The sequence below is a fragment of the Stenotrophomonas sp. DR822 genome, from assembly GCF_019793815.1.
Lineage (GTDB): Bacteria > Pseudomonadota > Gammaproteobacteria > Xanthomonadales > Xanthomonadaceae > Stenotrophomonas > Stenotrophomonas indicatrix.
Genome location: NZ_CP081826.1, coordinates 2713193 through 2727675 on the forward strand (window position 1 = coordinate 2713193; position 14483 = coordinate 2727675).

General features: G+C 67.2%; 11 protein-coding genes. 6 read left to right on the top strand and 5 right to left on the bottom strand.

Features of this window, described 5'->3' with window-relative positions; all coding sequences use genetic code 11:
• Positions 1–10 precede the first annotated feature (10 nt).
• Positions 11–2773, bottom strand: a complete 2763-nt coding sequence (locus tag K5K93_RS12530; RefSeq protein ID WP_222388060.1) for a TonB-dependent receptor — start codon at positions 2771–2773, stop codon at positions 11–13.
• A 284-nt stretch (positions 2774–3057) separates the two neighbouring features.
• On the opposite strand from K5K93_RS12530, the gene K5K93_RS12535 reads away from it, so the two are divergent.
• Both K5K93_RS12535 and eda read left to right on the top strand, forming a co-directional pair.
• Positions 3058–4077 (top strand): sugar kinase, encoded by a 1020-nt coding sequence (locus tag K5K93_RS12535; RefSeq protein ID WP_222388061.1) that lies wholly within the window; start codon positions 3058–3060, stop codon positions 4075–4077.
• Positions 4064–4702 carry a bifunctional 4-hydroxy-2-oxoglutarate aldolase/2-dehydro-3-deoxy-phosphogluconate aldolase gene (gene eda, locus K5K93_RS12540; protein ID WP_208082060.1) on the top strand — a complete coding sequence of 213 codons (639 nt, stop codon included), beginning with the start codon at positions 4064–4066 and terminating at the stop codon, positions 4700–4702. The genes K5K93_RS12535 and eda overlap by 14 nt, the downstream gene beginning before the upstream one ends.
• Positions 4703–4753: 51 nt before the next feature.
• On the opposite strand, the gene K5K93_RS12545 is transcribed toward eda, so the two are convergent.
• A complete protein-coding gene (locus tag K5K93_RS12545; protein WP_261311844.1) occupies positions 4754–6604 on the bottom strand; it encodes a sigma-54-dependent Fis family transcriptional regulator in 1851 nt (616 codons plus the stop codon).
• A 222-nt stretch (positions 6605–6826) separates the two neighbouring features.
• On the opposite strand from K5K93_RS12545, the gene adh reads away from it, so the two are divergent.
• The 3 genes from adh (at position 6827) to K5K93_RS12560 (ending at position 9953) form a co-directional block, all read left to right on the top strand.
• Complete coding sequence (gene adh, locus K5K93_RS12550; RefSeq protein WP_222388063.1) at positions 6827–8356, top strand: aldehyde dehydrogenase; 1530 nt, start codon at positions 6827–6829, stop codon at positions 8354–8356.
• A 74-nt stretch (positions 8357–8430) separates the two neighbouring features.
• Positions 8431–9459 carry an alcohol dehydrogenase AdhP gene (adhP, locus tag K5K93_RS12555; RefSeq protein ID WP_093820343.1) on the top strand — a complete coding sequence of 343 codons (1029 nt, stop codon included), beginning with the start codon at positions 8431–8433 and terminating at the stop codon, positions 9457–9459.
• A gap of 104 nt (positions 9460–9563) precedes the next feature.
• Positions 9564–9953: a hypothetical protein gene (locus K5K93_RS12560; RefSeq protein WP_222391066.1), complete on the top strand. Its 390-nt coding sequence runs from the start codon at positions 9564–9566 to the stop codon at positions 9951–9953.
• 32 nt (positions 9954–9985) lie between these two features.
• Here the strand turns inward: K5K93_RS12560 and ligD are convergent, their stop codons facing one another.
• From ligD to K5K93_RS12575, 3 genes are all read right to left on the bottom strand, one after another.
• A complete protein-coding gene (gene ligD, locus K5K93_RS12565; RefSeq protein WP_222388064.1) occupies positions 9986–12463 on the bottom strand; it encodes a DNA ligase D in 2478 nt (825 codons plus the stop codon).
• Between the two features lie 3 nt (positions 12464–12466).
• Positions 12467–13393, bottom strand: coding sequence for a Ku protein (locus tag K5K93_RS12570; protein ID WP_222388065.1), 927 nt, complete (start codon positions 13391–13393; stop codon positions 12467–12469).
• A gap of 145 nt (positions 13394–13538) precedes the next feature.
• On the bottom strand, positions 13539–13937 hold the full coding sequence (locus K5K93_RS12575; RefSeq protein ID WP_025875521.1) for a hypothetical protein: 399 nt from the start codon (positions 13935–13937) through the stop codon (positions 13539–13541).
• Between the two features lie 141 nt (positions 13938–14078).
• Between K5K93_RS12575 and K5K93_RS12580 the strand changes: the two genes are divergently transcribed.
• The gene (locus K5K93_RS12580; RefSeq protein WP_222388066.1) at positions 14079–14405 is read left to right on the top strand and encodes a hypothetical protein; all 327 of its coding nucleotides are present in this window, start codon (positions 14079–14081) and stop codon (positions 14403–14405) included.
• Positions 14406–14483 lie beyond the last annotated feature (78 nt).

A 14483-nucleotide genomic window follows, 5' to 3' on the forward strand; every position in this document is an offset into this window, starting at 1 on the left:
TCGGCGTTGCTCAGAACTTGTAGCGCAGCCCCAGCAGGTACTGGCGGCCGGTCTCGGTGTACTGCAGCGGCAGGCGACCGGTCAGCGGCGAGTACACCCACTCGTCGGACGCTTCGTTGGTCAGGTTGATGCCTTCCAGGCTCAGTTCCAGCTGGTCGCTGATCTTGTAGCGGATGGATGCATCGAACACCGTGGTACCGGTCATGCCGTGGTAGCCATCGAGGTTGAAGCCGGTTTCCTGGCCCGGTGCCTGGGTCAGGTAGTCATCGCGGTTGGTGGCCGAGATGCGCCCGGCGAACTTCTCGCCTTCATAGAACAGCGTGGCGTTCCACGAGGACTTCGACAGGCCGGTCAGGTCGGTCTTCATCACCGGCTGCCCGGCCGCGTTGATGTACTGGATCTTCGATTCCACCCAGGTGTAGTTCAACTGCATGCCCAGGTTGGCCCACTTGCCCGGCAGGAAGGTGAAGGGCTGGGTGTAGTTGGCCTCCACGCCGTGCAGTTCGCCGCCCGGGGTGTTGACCGGCTTGCTGTAGGTGAAGTCATCGGTGGCCGAGGCGCCGGTGCCGACCAGCAGCGAAGCCGGCAGGCCGCTGTCACTGTACGGACGCACTTCGCGGGTGGTCTGTACGAAGCTCTCGATGTCCTTGTAGAACAGGCCGATGCCGGCCATTGCGCCCTCGGCGAAGTACCACTCGAAACCAAGGTCGACATTGGTTGCGCGGATCGGATCCAGCACCGGGTTGCCGCTGGAGATGGTGCGTGCACCACCGGCCACGGCCACCGTCGCGCCCGGGGTCAGGCTGCCCAGCCCCGGACGGCTCATCACCTTGGCCGCACCCAGCCGGATCAGGAAGTCCGGGGTGACTTCGGCCACCAGGTTGAACGAGGGCAGGGTGTCATCGTAGGTACGGCTGACCGTGGTTTCGACGGTGCCGTTGGCCAGCGTCGACTGCCCGGTGGACGACTGCTTGGTGCGCACGTAGCGCACACCGAAATTGCCCGACAACGGCAGCGAGCCCAGTTCGGTGGAGAACTCGCCCATCAGGTAGGCGCCTCGGTCCTTCTCTTCGACGCGGCGCACATTGTTGGCGCGCGGGGCGACGGCGAAGGTGCCGCTGTTGCTGTAGATGTCGAGCTGTTCGGCGATCGCATCCAGGTCCGGCACGACCCAGTTCGACGGACTGCCGTTGATGCCCTTCAGTCCGGCCTGCTCGGTCAGGTTCACCGGCACGATCTTTGTGCCGCCGGCGAAGTTGGGCACGGCCAGTTCGCTGGCGCGGCGCAGTTCGACGGTCTTGAACGTGTAGTCCTTGGCCAGCACGCCGCCCTTCAGGCGGAAGCCCGGGCTGATGTTCCAGTTGAAGTCGATCTGGCCGGTGTCGAAGTCGTTGTCCACGTACTGCGGACGCAGGCGGATCTCGGCCAGTTCCCAGCCGTTGGGATTGGTCGGGTCGATGCCGTAGTTGAGGATCGGCGCACGGCTGTTGCCGCGGTAGTCGTAGCTGTAGCCCTTGACGTCGTACTTGTCCATGATGACGGTGGTCTGCACCGGGTTCTCGTGCTTGGACCGCGAGATGCCGATCTTGCCGGACAGGGTGAAGTCATCACCGAAGCGGTGCTGGCCATTCAGCGCGATCTGCTTGAACTCGGTGCTCCACTCGTCGTGGCGGTTCTCGGTGCGGATGTCGACGTTGTCGAATTCGCCGTAGAGCAGTGCGTTGTCGCGGATCTCGCCGTTCTTGACGATGGTGGTCGGCTTGCCCGACAGGCGTGCGCTCGCATTGGCGCCACGGCTGAAGGAAATCGCCTCGATGTAGTGCTCGTCGCGCGTTGCATCGATCTTCGAGTACAGCGCATCCAGCGAGATCTCGGTGGCGTCGTTCGGCTTCCACTGCAACGAACCGGTCACGCCCAGACGCTTCTGCTCATGCTCCATCTGCACGTAGCGCGGGAAGCGCGGATGGAACACATCGGCGCCACGGGCGGCGGCGAACGGCGAGGACGCGGCGAAGTTGCCGTTGCTCGGGCCGTTGGCCCAGCGACCGGTGTTGGAGCCTTCCTCCAGCGCCTGGCGCTCGGAATAGGCCACCGACAGCAGCGCGCCGAACGTGCCATCGGCGAAGGTGTTGGAGACCAGTGCGGCAATGCGCGGGTCGGCCTTTTCGGCCATCGCGTTGTAGCTGGCCTGGCCACTGGCGGCGAAGGTGAAGCCGTCGTAGTCGAACGGGCGCGCGGTGCGCAGATCGACAGTGGCGCCCAGCGAGCCTTCCTCGACATCGGCCGAGGCGGTCTTGCGCACCAGCAGCTGCGAGAACAGGTCCGAGGCGAACACGTTGAAGTCGAAGCCACGGCCGCGGTTGGTGCCGCCGCTCTGGTCACCGGCGCCGACCGTGGTCAGCGCTTCCATGCCATTGATGCGTACGCGGGTGAATTCCGGGCCGAGGCCACGCACCGAGATGTTGCGGCCTTCGCCGGCCTCGCGGGTGATGACCACGCCCGGGATGCGCTGCAGCGACTCGGCCAGGTTCAGGTCCGGGAACTTGCCGATGTCCTCGGCAACGATGGCATCGACCACGCCGGCTTCGCCGCGCTTGATGTCCAGCGCCTTCTCCACGCTGGCGCGGTAGCCGGTGACGGTGACCGTATCCAGGTCGGTGGCGTTCGGGTTGGCGCTCTGCTGCTGCGCGCCGGCGTTGCCTGCCAGGGCCAGTGCGACGGCCAACGCGAGCAAGGTAACCGGTGTCTTTTTTTCATGGTTCCGAGAATGCATGCCTTTCCCTCTCCCAAAGGTCTGGTATCGCGGCTGTTTCAGCGGGATGACACCGCTGGTCAGGCCGGACGTTAACAGCACGTTCCCGATCCGGCATCTTGCACCGCAACAGATCTGAAATGTCTCCAAGACGCTTGCAGGACAATGCTTCCAACAGTTTGGTAGGCTAAGGGCAAGGATGGGCGGGATTGAAATGACACCGCTAGCCAATTCCACGCCCCACGCGTGGTCCACTACCACGCCGCCCAGTGTCACATGCGGGCGGCACGCGTGAAGGAGCAGAAATGGGTCGTATCGTGTGTTTCGGGGAACTGCTGCTGCGCCTGGGTGCGCCCGGTCGCGAACTGCTGCTGCAGTCGCCGCAGCTGCAGGTGCATGTCGGCGGCGCCGAGGCGAACGTGGCTGTCTCGCTGTCCCGCTTTGGACATGACGTGGCCATGGTCAGCACCGTCGCCGGCAACGCGCTCGGCGCGCATGCGCTGGCCGAACTGCGCCGGCATGGGGTCGATACGCGCGGCGTGCGCGAAGATGCCGAAGGCCGCATGGGCCTGTACTTCCTGACCACCGGCGCGGTGCAACGGGCCAGCGAAGTGGTCTACGACCGTGCCGATTCGGCATTCGCCAACAGCACCGCCGCCGACTACGACTGGCCCGCACTGCTGCGGGGCGCGCAGTGGCTGCACCTGTCCGGGGTCAGCCCGGCGCTGGGCGCGGACGTGGCACAGGCCACCCTGGCCGCAGCGCGCGCCGCGCGTGCACTGGGCGTGCGCGTGTCCTTCGATGGCAACTTCCGGCCGAAGCTGTGGCAACGCTGGGGTGGCGATGCGCGGGCGATCCTGCACGAACTGTTCGCGCAGGCCGACATCGTCTTCGCCGACTACCGCGATATCGAAGTCATCCTCGGCCAGCGCTTCGAACAGGCCGACGTGGTCGCGCGTGTGGAAGCGGCGGCCGCGGCCGCGTTCGAAGCGTTCCCGCAGCTGCAGTGGATGGCCTGCACCCAGCGGCAGACGCTGAGCGTGGACCACCATGCGCTGGGCGCGCTGCTGCTCGGCCGCGATGGCACCCGCGCACAGGCCCCGGTACGCCAGCTGCAGGGCATCGTCGACCGCATCGGCGGCGGTGATGCCTTCGCGGCAGGCATCCTGCATGGCATCCTGTCGGCCTTCGATGCCGACGCCACCGTGCGCTTCGGCCTGGCCGCCGGGGGCCTGAAGCATTCCATTCCCGGCGATTTCAATCCCGTCAGCGAAGCTGATGTGTTGGCCCTGGTGGGCGAGGAGCGATTCGATGTCCGGCGCTGATCCACGCGTTCGTGCGGTACTGAAACTGGCACCGGTGATTCCGGTGTTCACCCCCGATGACATCGACGATGCGGTACAGGTCGCGCAGGCGCTGTTCCGTGGCGGCCTGCCGGTGATCGAGGTGACCCTGCGCACGCCGCGTGCGCTGGACGCCATCAAGGCGATGGTCGAGGCCGTGCCGGATGCGGTGATTGGTGCCGGCACCGTGCTCGATGCCGCGCAGATGCAGGCGGTGAAACAGGCCGGCGGCCGCTTCGCGGTGTCGCCCGGGGCGACCCCACGGCTGTATGCCGCCGCGCGCGATGCCGATCTGCCCTACCTGCCTGGCGTGGCCACCGGTTCGGAGCTGATCGTCGGCCTGGAACACGGCCTGGATACCTTCAAGTTCTTCCCGGCGGTGCAGGCCGGTGGTGCCGCGATGCTGTCGGCGTGGCACGGCCCGTTCGGCGATGTGCGCTTCTGCCCGACCGGCGGCATCAGTGCGCAGACCGCCAGCCAGTTCCTGCATCTGCCCAACGTGCTGTGCGTGGGCGGTTCGTGGCTGACCACCGCCGCGCTGATGCAGACCCGCGACTGGGACAGCGTCGAGCGCCTGGCACGCGAGGCCGCGGTGCTGGCGGGCTGATCCCTCGGCCCCTGCTGGGGCCGGGCACAGACCCGGCGCCAGCGCATCCGTTCAGCCGCGTGGCGTACCCAGCCGGCGGTACAGGGTGCTGCGGTTGATCCCCAGCCGCCTGGCGGCCGCGCTGACGTTGCCCTGGCACTCGGCCAGCGCCTGGCGCATGGCCGCCTCGGCGATCTCCTCCAATGCCCCGCTGGCAGGCACTGCGGGCGCGGTGGAGCTGCCAGCACGCACGTCCGCGGGCAGCAGCTGCGGGCCCACCGGTTGCCCCGGCTCAGCCAGTGCGGCCAGCGTGCGCAGGCAGGCACTCAGCTGGCGCAGGTTGCCGGGCCAGGCATGGGCGGCCAGCGCCGCGCGGGCCTGCGCCGACAACGCATGGCCCTGTCCCAGCTGCTGCCACAGGGCATCCACCACGGCAGCGCGATCGGGGTGCTGCCGCAACGGTGCCAGGGTCACCACGTGGTCGGCGATGCGGTAATACAGATCCGCACGGAAGCGACCGGCATCCACCGCCTGCGGCAGTTCGCAGTGGCTGGCGCAGACCAGTGCGAAATCCAGTTTCACCGGCTTGCCGCCGCCCAGCGGTGACAGCTCGCGTTCCTGCAGCACGCGCAGCAGGCGCGGTTGCAGCGCCAGCGGCATGTCGCCGATCTCATCGAGGAACAAGGTACCGCCCTCGGCCTGCCGCAGCAGGCCCGGGCTGCCCTGCCGGCGCGCGCCGGTAAAGGCACCCTCCTCGTAGCCGAACAGCTCTGCTTCGATCAGGCCTTCCGGCAGCGCCGCGCAGTTCACCGCGACGAAGGGCTTTCCCGCACGCATGCTGCGTGCGTGCAGTTCCCGCGCGAAGACTTCCTTGCCGGTGCCGGTCTCGCCCTGCAGCAGCACTGGCAGCCCGGCCTGCAGCACGCGTCCTGCGGTGGCCAGCTGCTGTTGCTGTCCAGCATCGAAAAGTGGGTCCTGCGCACGGGCCGGCAGCGGCGCGGTCGGCCCAGGCGCAGCTGCACTGCGTCGCGGCGCACGGGCCTCGCGCACGCCGTACAGACGACGGCCCTGACGATCAAGCAGCACGCCGTCATCGGCCAGTCGCGACAGCGGTTGTTCGAACAGGGCTTCGTACGGCGTGCGGCCGATGTCCTGACGATCCAGCCCGAACAAGGCAAGGCCGGCACGATTGGCCGCCACCAGGCGACCACCGCGGAAGCCGAGCACGCCTTCGCGCGCACTGCCCAGCAGCGCGGGTTGATGATGCACGCGCAGCAGCTCGCAGTCGGCCAGGCCGTCGGCGAAACCGCGGTGCTCGATCTGCGCTACCGCCTGCCGCACCAGCGCCAGCGCGTGCACGTGTGGCAGCCGCGCGTCGCCGGACACATCGAGCACCCCCAGGCATTGCCCGTAGGGATCCAGGATCGGCACGGCCGAACAGGTGAGGATGCCGTGCGGGGCGAAGTAGTGCTCGCCGCCACGCACCTGCAGCGCGCGCCCGTCGACCAGCGCGGTGCCGATCGCGTTGGTGCCGACCGTGCCCTCGTCCCAGCGCATGCCCGGCATCAGCGCGACACGACCGGCCTTGTCGAGGAAACCGGCACTGCCTTCGGCGTCGAGGATCCAGCCGTCTTCATCGGTCAGCAGCACGATGCTGCCGCTATGGGTCATTTCCGCCGCCAGTCCATCCAGCTCCGGGCGCGCTTGTCGCCACAGGCGCTCGCGGCGCTGGCGCAGTTCGCGCAGGCGGTTGTCGGTCAGTGGTTCGGCGGCCGGCTGCGCATCCACCAGCAGGCCGTGCCGTTGGCAACGTTGCCAGGAATGCAGGATCGCCTCGGGCACGGCACCGACCGGGGCAGCGCCACGCTCGAAGAAACTGCGCCGGGCACTTCCCAGGCGGGGATCGGGAGCAAGCGGGGACACCGACAGCCTCCTGTGTCGCACATTGCGACAGTTGTTGCGGGACCTGTCCCGATTAACAGCACACCCGGCGTCGGCCTGCAACGACCACGCCTGCTGCACTGCCGCAGGGTGCGCGACAGGATGACCGACGGCCGGGCGATGAAGGCGTGATGCAGCGCAGCAGGCCAATGTTGGCATCGTCTTTGCGCCTGTGGATGCACCATGCCCACCACAGGAGCCGCCATGAACGCCGTACCGTCCACCCGCCCGCATGCCACCGATCCGCGCTCCCTGTTCAAGCCGCGCTATGGCAACTACATCGGTGGCGAATGGATCGCCCCGCGCAGCGGCCAGTACTTCGACAACATCTCGCCGGTGAACGGCCAGGTGTTCACTGAAGTTGCCCGCTCCAACGCCGAGGACATCGACGCCGCACTCGATGCCGCCCACGCCGCAAAGGACGCCTGGGGCCGCACATCGGCCGCCCACCGTGCGCTGCTGCTCAACCGCATCGCCGATCGCATCGAACAGAACCTGGAACTGCTGGCCCACGCCGAGACGTGGGACAACGGCAAGCCGATCCGCGAGACACTCAACGCCGACGTGCCGTTGATGGCCGACCACTTCCGCTACTTCGCCGGTTGCCTGCGTGCGCAGGAGGGCAGCCTGTCGCAGATCGACGACGACACCGTGGCCTACCATTTCCACGAACCGCTGGGCGTGGTCGGGCAGATCATCCCGTGGAACTTCCCGCTGCTGATGGCGGCCTGGAAGCTGGCGCCGGCGCTGGCCGCCGGCAACTGCGTGGTGCTCAAGCCTGCCGAGCAGACCCCGGCGTCGATCCTGGTGCTGATGGAGGTGATCGGCGACCTGCTGCCGCCGGGCGTGCTCAACGTGGTCAACGGCTTCGGCCTGGAGGCGGGCAAGCCGCTGGCCAGCAGCCCGCGCATCGCCAAGATCGCCTTCACCGGTGAAACCTCCACCGGCCGCCTGATCATGCAGTACGCCAGCCAGAACCTGATCCCGGTGACGCTGGAACTGGGCGGCAAATCGCCGAACATCTTCTTCGCCGACGTGATGGCCGAAGACGATGATTTCCTCGACAAGGCGGTGGAAGGCTTCGTCATGTTCGCCTTCAACCAGGGCGAGGTCTGCACCTGCCCGTCGCGCGCACTGGTGCAGGAATCGATCTACGAACGCTTCATGGAGCGTGTGCTCGAACGCGTGGCGGCGATCCGCCAGGGCAATCCGCTGGACCCGAACACCATGGTGGGTGCGCAGGCATCGGGCGAACAGCTGGAGAAGATCCTGTCCTACATCGCCATCGGCCGCGAGGAAGGCGCCGAGGTGCTGATTGGCGGTGACAGAGCCGCGCTCGGTGGCGACCTGGCCGGCGGCTTCTATGTGCAGCCGACCGTGTTCAAGGGCCACAACGGCATGCGCGTGTTCCAGGAGGAGATCTTCGGGCCGGTGGTGTCGGTGACCACGTTCAGGACCGAAGAAGAAGCACTGCAGATCGCCAACGACACGCTGTACGGGCTGGGTGCCGGCGTCTGGAGCCGCGATGCCGCGCGCCTGTACCGGGTGGGCCGCGCGATCCAGGCCGGGCGGGTATGGACCAACTGCTATCACGCCTACCCGGCGCACGCCGCGTTCGGCGGCTACAAGCAGTCGGGCATCGGCCGCGAGAACCACCGGATGATGCTCGACCACTACCAGCAGACCAAGAACCTGCTGGTCAGCTACGCACCGAAGAAGCTCGGCTTCTTCTGAGGATTGATCGGGATCAAGGCGCGGGCATGGGGCCGGCGCCATCCTGTCTGCAAGCGCACTACGGAGAAGCACGCATGAACAGAACCATGAAGGCCGCCGTCGTCCGTGAGTTCGGCAAGCCGCTGGTCATCGAGGAAGTCGTGGTACCGCGCCCGGGGGCGGGCGAGGTGCTGGTCAAGATCGAGGCCTGTGGCGTCTGCCACACCGACCTGCACGCCGCCGAGGGCGACTGGCCGGTGAAACCGAACCCGCCGTTCATCCCCGGCCACGAGGGCGTGGGGCACGTCGTGGCCGTGGGAGGCGGGGTAGGGCACATCAAGGAAGGTGACAGGGTCGGCATCCCCTGGCTGTACTCGGCGTGTGGCCATTGCGAACACTGCCTGGGTGGCTGGGAAACGCTGTGCGAAACGCAGCGCAATACCGGCTACTCGGTCAACGGCGGCTTCGCCGAGTACGCACTGGCCGATGCCAACTATGTCGGCCTGCTTCCGAAGGAAGTGGGCTTTGTGGAGATCGCGCCGGTGCTGTGCGCCGGCGTCACCGTGTACAAGGGCCTGAAGGTCACCGACACCAAACCCGGTGACTGGGTGGTCATTTCCGGTATCGGTGGCCTCGGCCACATGGCCGTGCAGTACGCCCGCGCGATGGGCCTGAACGTGGCAGCGGTGGATGTGGACGACGCCAAGCTGGCCCTGGCCAGGCGCTTGGGCGCACAGGTCACCGTCAACGCGCGCACCACCGATCCGGCCGCGTTCCTGAAGAAGGAGATCGGTGGCGCGCATGGTGCGCTGGTCACTGCGGTTTCGCCCAAGGCCTTCGAACAGGCACTGGGCATGGTCCGCCGCGGCGGCACGGTCTCGCTCAACGGCCTGCCGCCGGGCAACTTCCCGCTGGACATCTTCGGCATGGTGCTCAACGGCGTCACCGTACGCGGTTCGATCGTCGGCACCCGCTTGGACCTGCAGGAATCGCTGCAGTTCGCCGCCGACGGCAAGGTTGCCGCCACGGTCAGCACCGACCGCCTGGAGAACGTCAACGAGGTGTTCGCACGCATGCACGCCGGCACCATCGAAGGTCGCGTGGTGATCGACTTCGCAGCCTGACCCCCTGTGCATGGCCGCCGTGCCCGTTTCCCTCTCCCACGGGTGCGGCGGCCATGCCGATCTGCCTGCAGCGCCGGACGCGCTGGCGGCCGTACAATGCGCGCATGCCCGGCACGCTCAAGACCGTCTTTCTCTCACTGCTCGCACTGATCGGCGCGCTGCTCGCGCTGGCCCTGGTCAGCAGTGCCGCGGGCTGGCTGCCATCGCTGCTGGGCATGAGGCCGGCAAGCGAGGCCCAGCTCGGCTGGGACCTGGCATTCACCGTGCTGGGTGGCATCGCCGCCATTGCCTTCGCCACCTATTACGCGCCGTGCTGGCCACGCGCGCATGGCACTTCGATCTGGTCACTGCTGGTGCTCGGCGCGGGCTATGGCCTGTGGGTGATGGGCGGCGATTTCCCGCACTGGTTCGTCATCAGCCTGCTGGTTTCGCTGCCGGTGCAGTTGCTGCTGGGCTGGTGGTTCGGCCGCCGCGCGTCGCGCGATCGGCGCTGAACGGATACCGGTGCGCCGGCCGCTGGCCGGCACTACCGCTGCAGCGTCGGCAGCGTCTGCTTCAGCGCGTCGATGCCCTGCCACGGATCCGCCTTCAAACGCTTGGCCCGTGCCAACGCCTTGTCCATCGGAAACGCATCGGCCGCGCTCACCCGCGCCAGCTCTTCCCAGCGCAGCGGCACCGCGACTCCCGCGCTCTCCCGCGCGCGCAGCGACCATGAGCACACGCTGGTCGCTCCCCGTGTATTACGCAGCCAGTCGATGAAGATCACTCCGCTGCGCTTGGCCTTGCTCATCGTCGCCACGTAACGGTCCGGCGCATGTTCGGCCATCGCCTGCGCGAACGCTTCGCAGAACGCTTTCGCGTCGTCCCAGTCGGCTGCGGGTTGCAGGGGCACCACCACATGCACGCCCTTGCCGCCCGACAGCCGCACGAAGCTCTGCAGCCCGGTTTGCTGCAGTCGATCGCGCACATCGCGCGCGCCGCGCTTCACGTCGGCCCAGCTCACGCCCTCACCCGGATCAAGATCGAACACCAACCGGTCGGGGTGCTCGGGATCGGCCACCGTCGCCCCCCAGGGGTGCAGTTCCAGGGTGTTCATCTGCACCAGCTGCAGCAGGCCGCGTTCGTCATCGATATAGACGTAGTCCTCGCGCCCGCTCTTCTGCTGCAGCGGCACCGCATGCACCGCATCACCCAGGCCCTGGCCATGGTGCTTCTGGAAGAAACACGCCTTGCCTACGCCGTCGGGACAGCGCAGCAGCGACAGCGGTCGCCCACTGATTTCCGGCAGGATCCAGCGCGCTATCTGCCGGTAGTAGTCGGCGACATCACCCTTGCTGAGTTTCTTCTTCGCAAACACCACGCGCTCGGGATGGGTGATGGCGACGTCACCGCCGTCGTCGGAAACCGTCTCGCCCATCGCCAGGTCCTCCTTCTTCTTGTCACTGCGCAGTCGCTTGAAGCTGGCCTGGCGCAGCAACCCTTCCTTGCCCCAGCCGCGGAACGCGACCTCGGCCACTGTCACCGGCTTGACCCAGCGCACGCTGGGCGCACGCAACGGCACGTGCGCCGGCAGCTCCAGCACCGCCTCCTTCACCGCCAGCGGCGCGAGCGTGGCCGCCAGCGCGCGCAGCCCCTCATCGTCGAAGCCGGTACCGACGCGGCCGACATAGCGCAGGCCGCCTTTGTCCGGCGTGGCCAGCAGCAGCGAACCGAATCCCACCCGCGAGCCTTTGGGTGCGGTGTGGCCGATGATCAGGAATTCATCGGTGTCCTCGTGCTTCACTTTCACCCAGCTGCGTGCGCGGGTGTTCACGTAGGGCGCATCGACCTGCTTGCTGACGATGCCTTCGAAACCCGCCTTGCCGCTGGCCTCGAACACGGCAGGTCCGTGGTCGATGACGTGCTCGCTGAAAGCCAGCGTGCCCGGCTTATCGCCGATCAGCTCCTTCAGCAGTGCCTTGCGTTGCAGCAACGGCGCGCGGCTGATGTCGACCCCGGCCACTCCCGGCAGGTCGAACACGATGTAGCGCAGCGGTTGTTTCGAGCTGCCGTCGATCACCCGCTGCAGCGCGGCGAAGTCGCTGCGGCCGTTGTCGTCCAGCACCACCAGTTCTCCGTCCAGACGCGCATCGCGCACCGGCAGCGCCTGCACCGCCTGCACCACTTCGGGAAAATCGGCAGTCCAGTCCAGTCCATTGCGCGAGCGCAGCGTCACCTCACCTTCGTGCACATCGGCCAGCAACCGGTAACCATCCCACTTGATCTCATGCAGCCAACGCTCGCCATCGGGCGCGGTGTCGCGGTGATCGGTGAGCTGTGGCTTGAACTGGTGCGGGTAGGTTCTGTCGCGCGCCCCGTCCAGCTGCAGCGCGCGCGCATGCCAGCGTGCATCGGCCTTGCGTGGCTGTGCGGCACGTGGCGCTGGAGCCGTCTTCTTCGCTGAAGCCCGGGACGTCTTCGCGGATTTCAGCGCTGGCGTGTGCAGCAGATCGTCCGCCTCCGCATCCCGTGCCTGCGCGTCATCGCGCTTGATCAGCAGCCACTGCACCTGGCGGCCCTTCATCGCCGTGCGTACCAGTTTCCAGCCACCGGCCAGGCGCTGCCCGTGCAGCACGAAGTCGATCTTGCCCGCAGCCAGTGCCTGCAGCGGATCACCTTCGCAGGCCCAGCTGCCGTGGTCGAACACATCGACGTGGCCGGCGCCGTAATGGCCTTGCGGAATATCACCTTCGAAGCCGGCATAGGAAAGGGGGTGGTCTTCCACCTCCACCGCCAGGCGCTTCTCACCCACCCGCAGCGACGGCCCCTTCGGCACCGCCCAGCTTTTCAGCACGCCATCCATTTCCAGGCGGAAATCGTAGTGGCGGCTGCTGGCGTGGTGCAGTTGGACCACGAAGATCGGCCGCCGCTTCGGATTGCCTCGTGCCGGTGCATCGTCCGGCTCCGGGGTCTGTCCGCTCCCCCCGCCCAGCCGACGCTTGCGGCGGTACTGATGCAACGACATGGCTCATCCCGCCTTGCGTCGCGCAGGGGTCTTCCTGGCGGCCTTCTTTGCGACCTTTTTTGCCGGTGCCTTCTTCGTCGCTGCCTTCTTGGCTGGAGCCTTGCGCGCGGCCGCCTTCTTCGCCGGCGTGCGCTTGTTGGCATCCAGGCTCTTCTGCAGCAGCGCCATGAAGTCCACCACGTTGGTGGTCGCATCCTCTCGCGGTGCCGGCTCGTCCTCCACCTGGGTGGTGCCGCCCTTGGACTTGATGCGCTTGTTCAGCACCTGCTGCAGGCGTTCGCGGAACTCATCGTGGTACTGCGAAGGATCCCAGTCACCGGCCATCGACTCGATCAACTGCTCGGCCATCGCCGTTTCCTTGCTGGTGATGCGGTAATCGGCAAGCTTTCCACTGGGCAGCTTGTAGTCGTCAGGCTCGACCAGTTCCTGCGGATAGCGCAGGATCATCAGCACCAGCGCGTCATCGTTGGGCATCACCGCGCACAGGTATTCGCGCGTGCGCACCACCACCCGCGCGATACCGACCTTGCCAGTGCTGCGCAGCGTTTCCCGCAGCAGCACGTAGCCCTTCTCGGCCTTCTTACCCGGCACCAGCAGATAGGGCTTCTCGTAGTAACGCGGGTCGATCTGGCTGGCGTCGACAAAGGTTTCCACCTCCACCGTTTCATGGCTTTCCGGCGCCGCCGAACGGATATCGTCTTCCTCCAGCGCGACGTAGCTGCCCTTGTCGTACTCGTAGGCTTTGACGATGTCCTTCCACGGCACTTCCTCGCCGGTGTCGGCGTTGACCCGTTCGAAGCGGATCGGTTTGCGATCGCGCGAATCCAGCATGCGGAAGTGCAGGTCGACCTTGCGCTCGCCGGACATCAGCGAGACCGGTACGTTGAGCAGGCCGAAGGAAAGCGTACCGGTCCAGATCGGGCGGGCCATGAGGCGCACCTGTGTTTCAGCAGGGGTAGCCAGCTTCAGCCGGCTACCGTGAAACAACCGTGTCGGCCACGTGCAGACCATGCGGTAGTGCCGGCTGCTGGTCGGCAGCTCCTTGAATCCTGGCGATGCCTGCCAGCGACCGGCACTACTGCAGCAGCGGCCTCACCGCAGCGGCGGGGATATGGTCCAGCGCGCGCCAGGCATCTTCCACCACCGGCTGCGCCTGTGCCCAGTTCAGGCGCGACTGTCCGCGCATCTGGTCCCAGTGCTCGGCCAGTTCGCCACTGGTATCGGCCTCACCGCCACGCGGCCAGTCAGCGGCATGGGTGGTCAGCGCGAAGGCGTACACCGGGCACAGATCGCGCCAGTTGCGATGCCCCTGCCCGCGGCGTTCCTCGTAGTCGCTCAGCATGTACTGCAGGTAGTCCTGCGCCACCGCCTGCGGATCCTCCAGGCGGCGCGTCCGGCGCTGCGTGCTGCGCTGGCCAAGCGGATCCAGCAGGGCGTTGAACACGGACGGGGCGGGGCGTTCAAGACGGGGCATGGCCGGCTCCTGCTGCAGGGCGGGTGGGCAGGAATACGCGCGCCGCCGTTATCCAGTCGTGACAAAGATGTTCATGACGCCAGGTTCGCAGTGGCTTTACTTCGTCCGCGCTCTAGTGGAGGCCTACCGGAGGAACGCCCCATGACCACCACCCGTGACCCCCTGCGTGAGAACCACACCCCCGAGCCGGGCGAGCAGCGCGGCAAACACGATCTGGCGGACGCCGAGGACCGTGGCGCCGGCATGTCGACACCGGACGAGGGCGTACTGCCCGTCGTGCGCCGGCCTGAACAGGCCGCCCAGGACCGCAAGGACTGCGGTGACCGCAATCGCGGTGGCCAGGAAAGTCCGCTGAAGCGGCGCGAGCGCAAGCAGCACGCCAGCGACAACCAGGACCAGGCGCTGGAAGAGACCTTCCCGGCCAGCGATCCAACCTCGCCGTTCGTGCCCGCCAAGGCCCCGGATTGATCGGTAGCGCCGGGCCATGCACGGCGGATCCGTCACGTCCGCGCTGCGCGATCGCCGGGCATGGCCCGGCGCTACCGG

Bases quoted from the DNA above. Each gene is read 5' to 3' on its own strand.
- adhP (WP_093820343.1), top strand. From the start codon at position 8,431: ATGAACAGAACCATGAAGGCCGCCGTCGTCCGTGAGTTCGGCAAGCCG.
- K5K93_RS12580 (WP_222388066.1), top strand. From the start codon at position 14,079: ATGACCACCACCCGTGACCCCCTGCGTGAGAACCACACCCCCGAGCCG.
- K5K93_RS12530 (WP_222388060.1), bottom strand. From the start codon at position 2,773: ATGCATTCTCGGAACCATGAAAAAAAGACACCGGTTACCTTGCTCGCG.
- adh (WP_222388063.1), top strand. From the start codon at position 6,827: ATGAACGCCGTACCGTCCACCCGCCCGCATGCCACCGATCCGCGCTCC.
- K5K93_RS12560 (WP_222391066.1), top strand. From the start codon at position 9,564: ATGCCCGGCACGCTCAAGACCGTCTTTCTCTCACTGCTCGCACTGATC.
- K5K93_RS12535 (WP_222388061.1), top strand. From the start codon at position 3,058: ATGGGTCGTATCGTGTGTTTCGGGGAACTGCTGCTGCGCCTGGGTGCG.
- K5K93_RS12570 (WP_222388065.1), bottom strand. From the start codon at position 13,393: ATGGCCCGCCCGATCTGGACCGGTACGCTTTCCTTCGGCCTGCTCAAC.
- ligD (WP_222388064.1), bottom strand. From the start codon at position 12,463: ATGTCGTTGCATCAGTACCGCCGCAAGCGTCGGCTGGGCGGGGGGAGC.
- K5K93_RS12575 (WP_025875521.1), bottom strand. From the start codon at position 13,937: ATGCCCCGTCTTGAACGCCCCGCCCCGTCCGTGTTCAACGCCCTGCTG.
- eda (WP_208082060.1), top strand. From the start codon at position 4,064: ATGTCCGGCGCTGATCCACGCGTTCGTGCGGTACTGAAACTGGCACCG.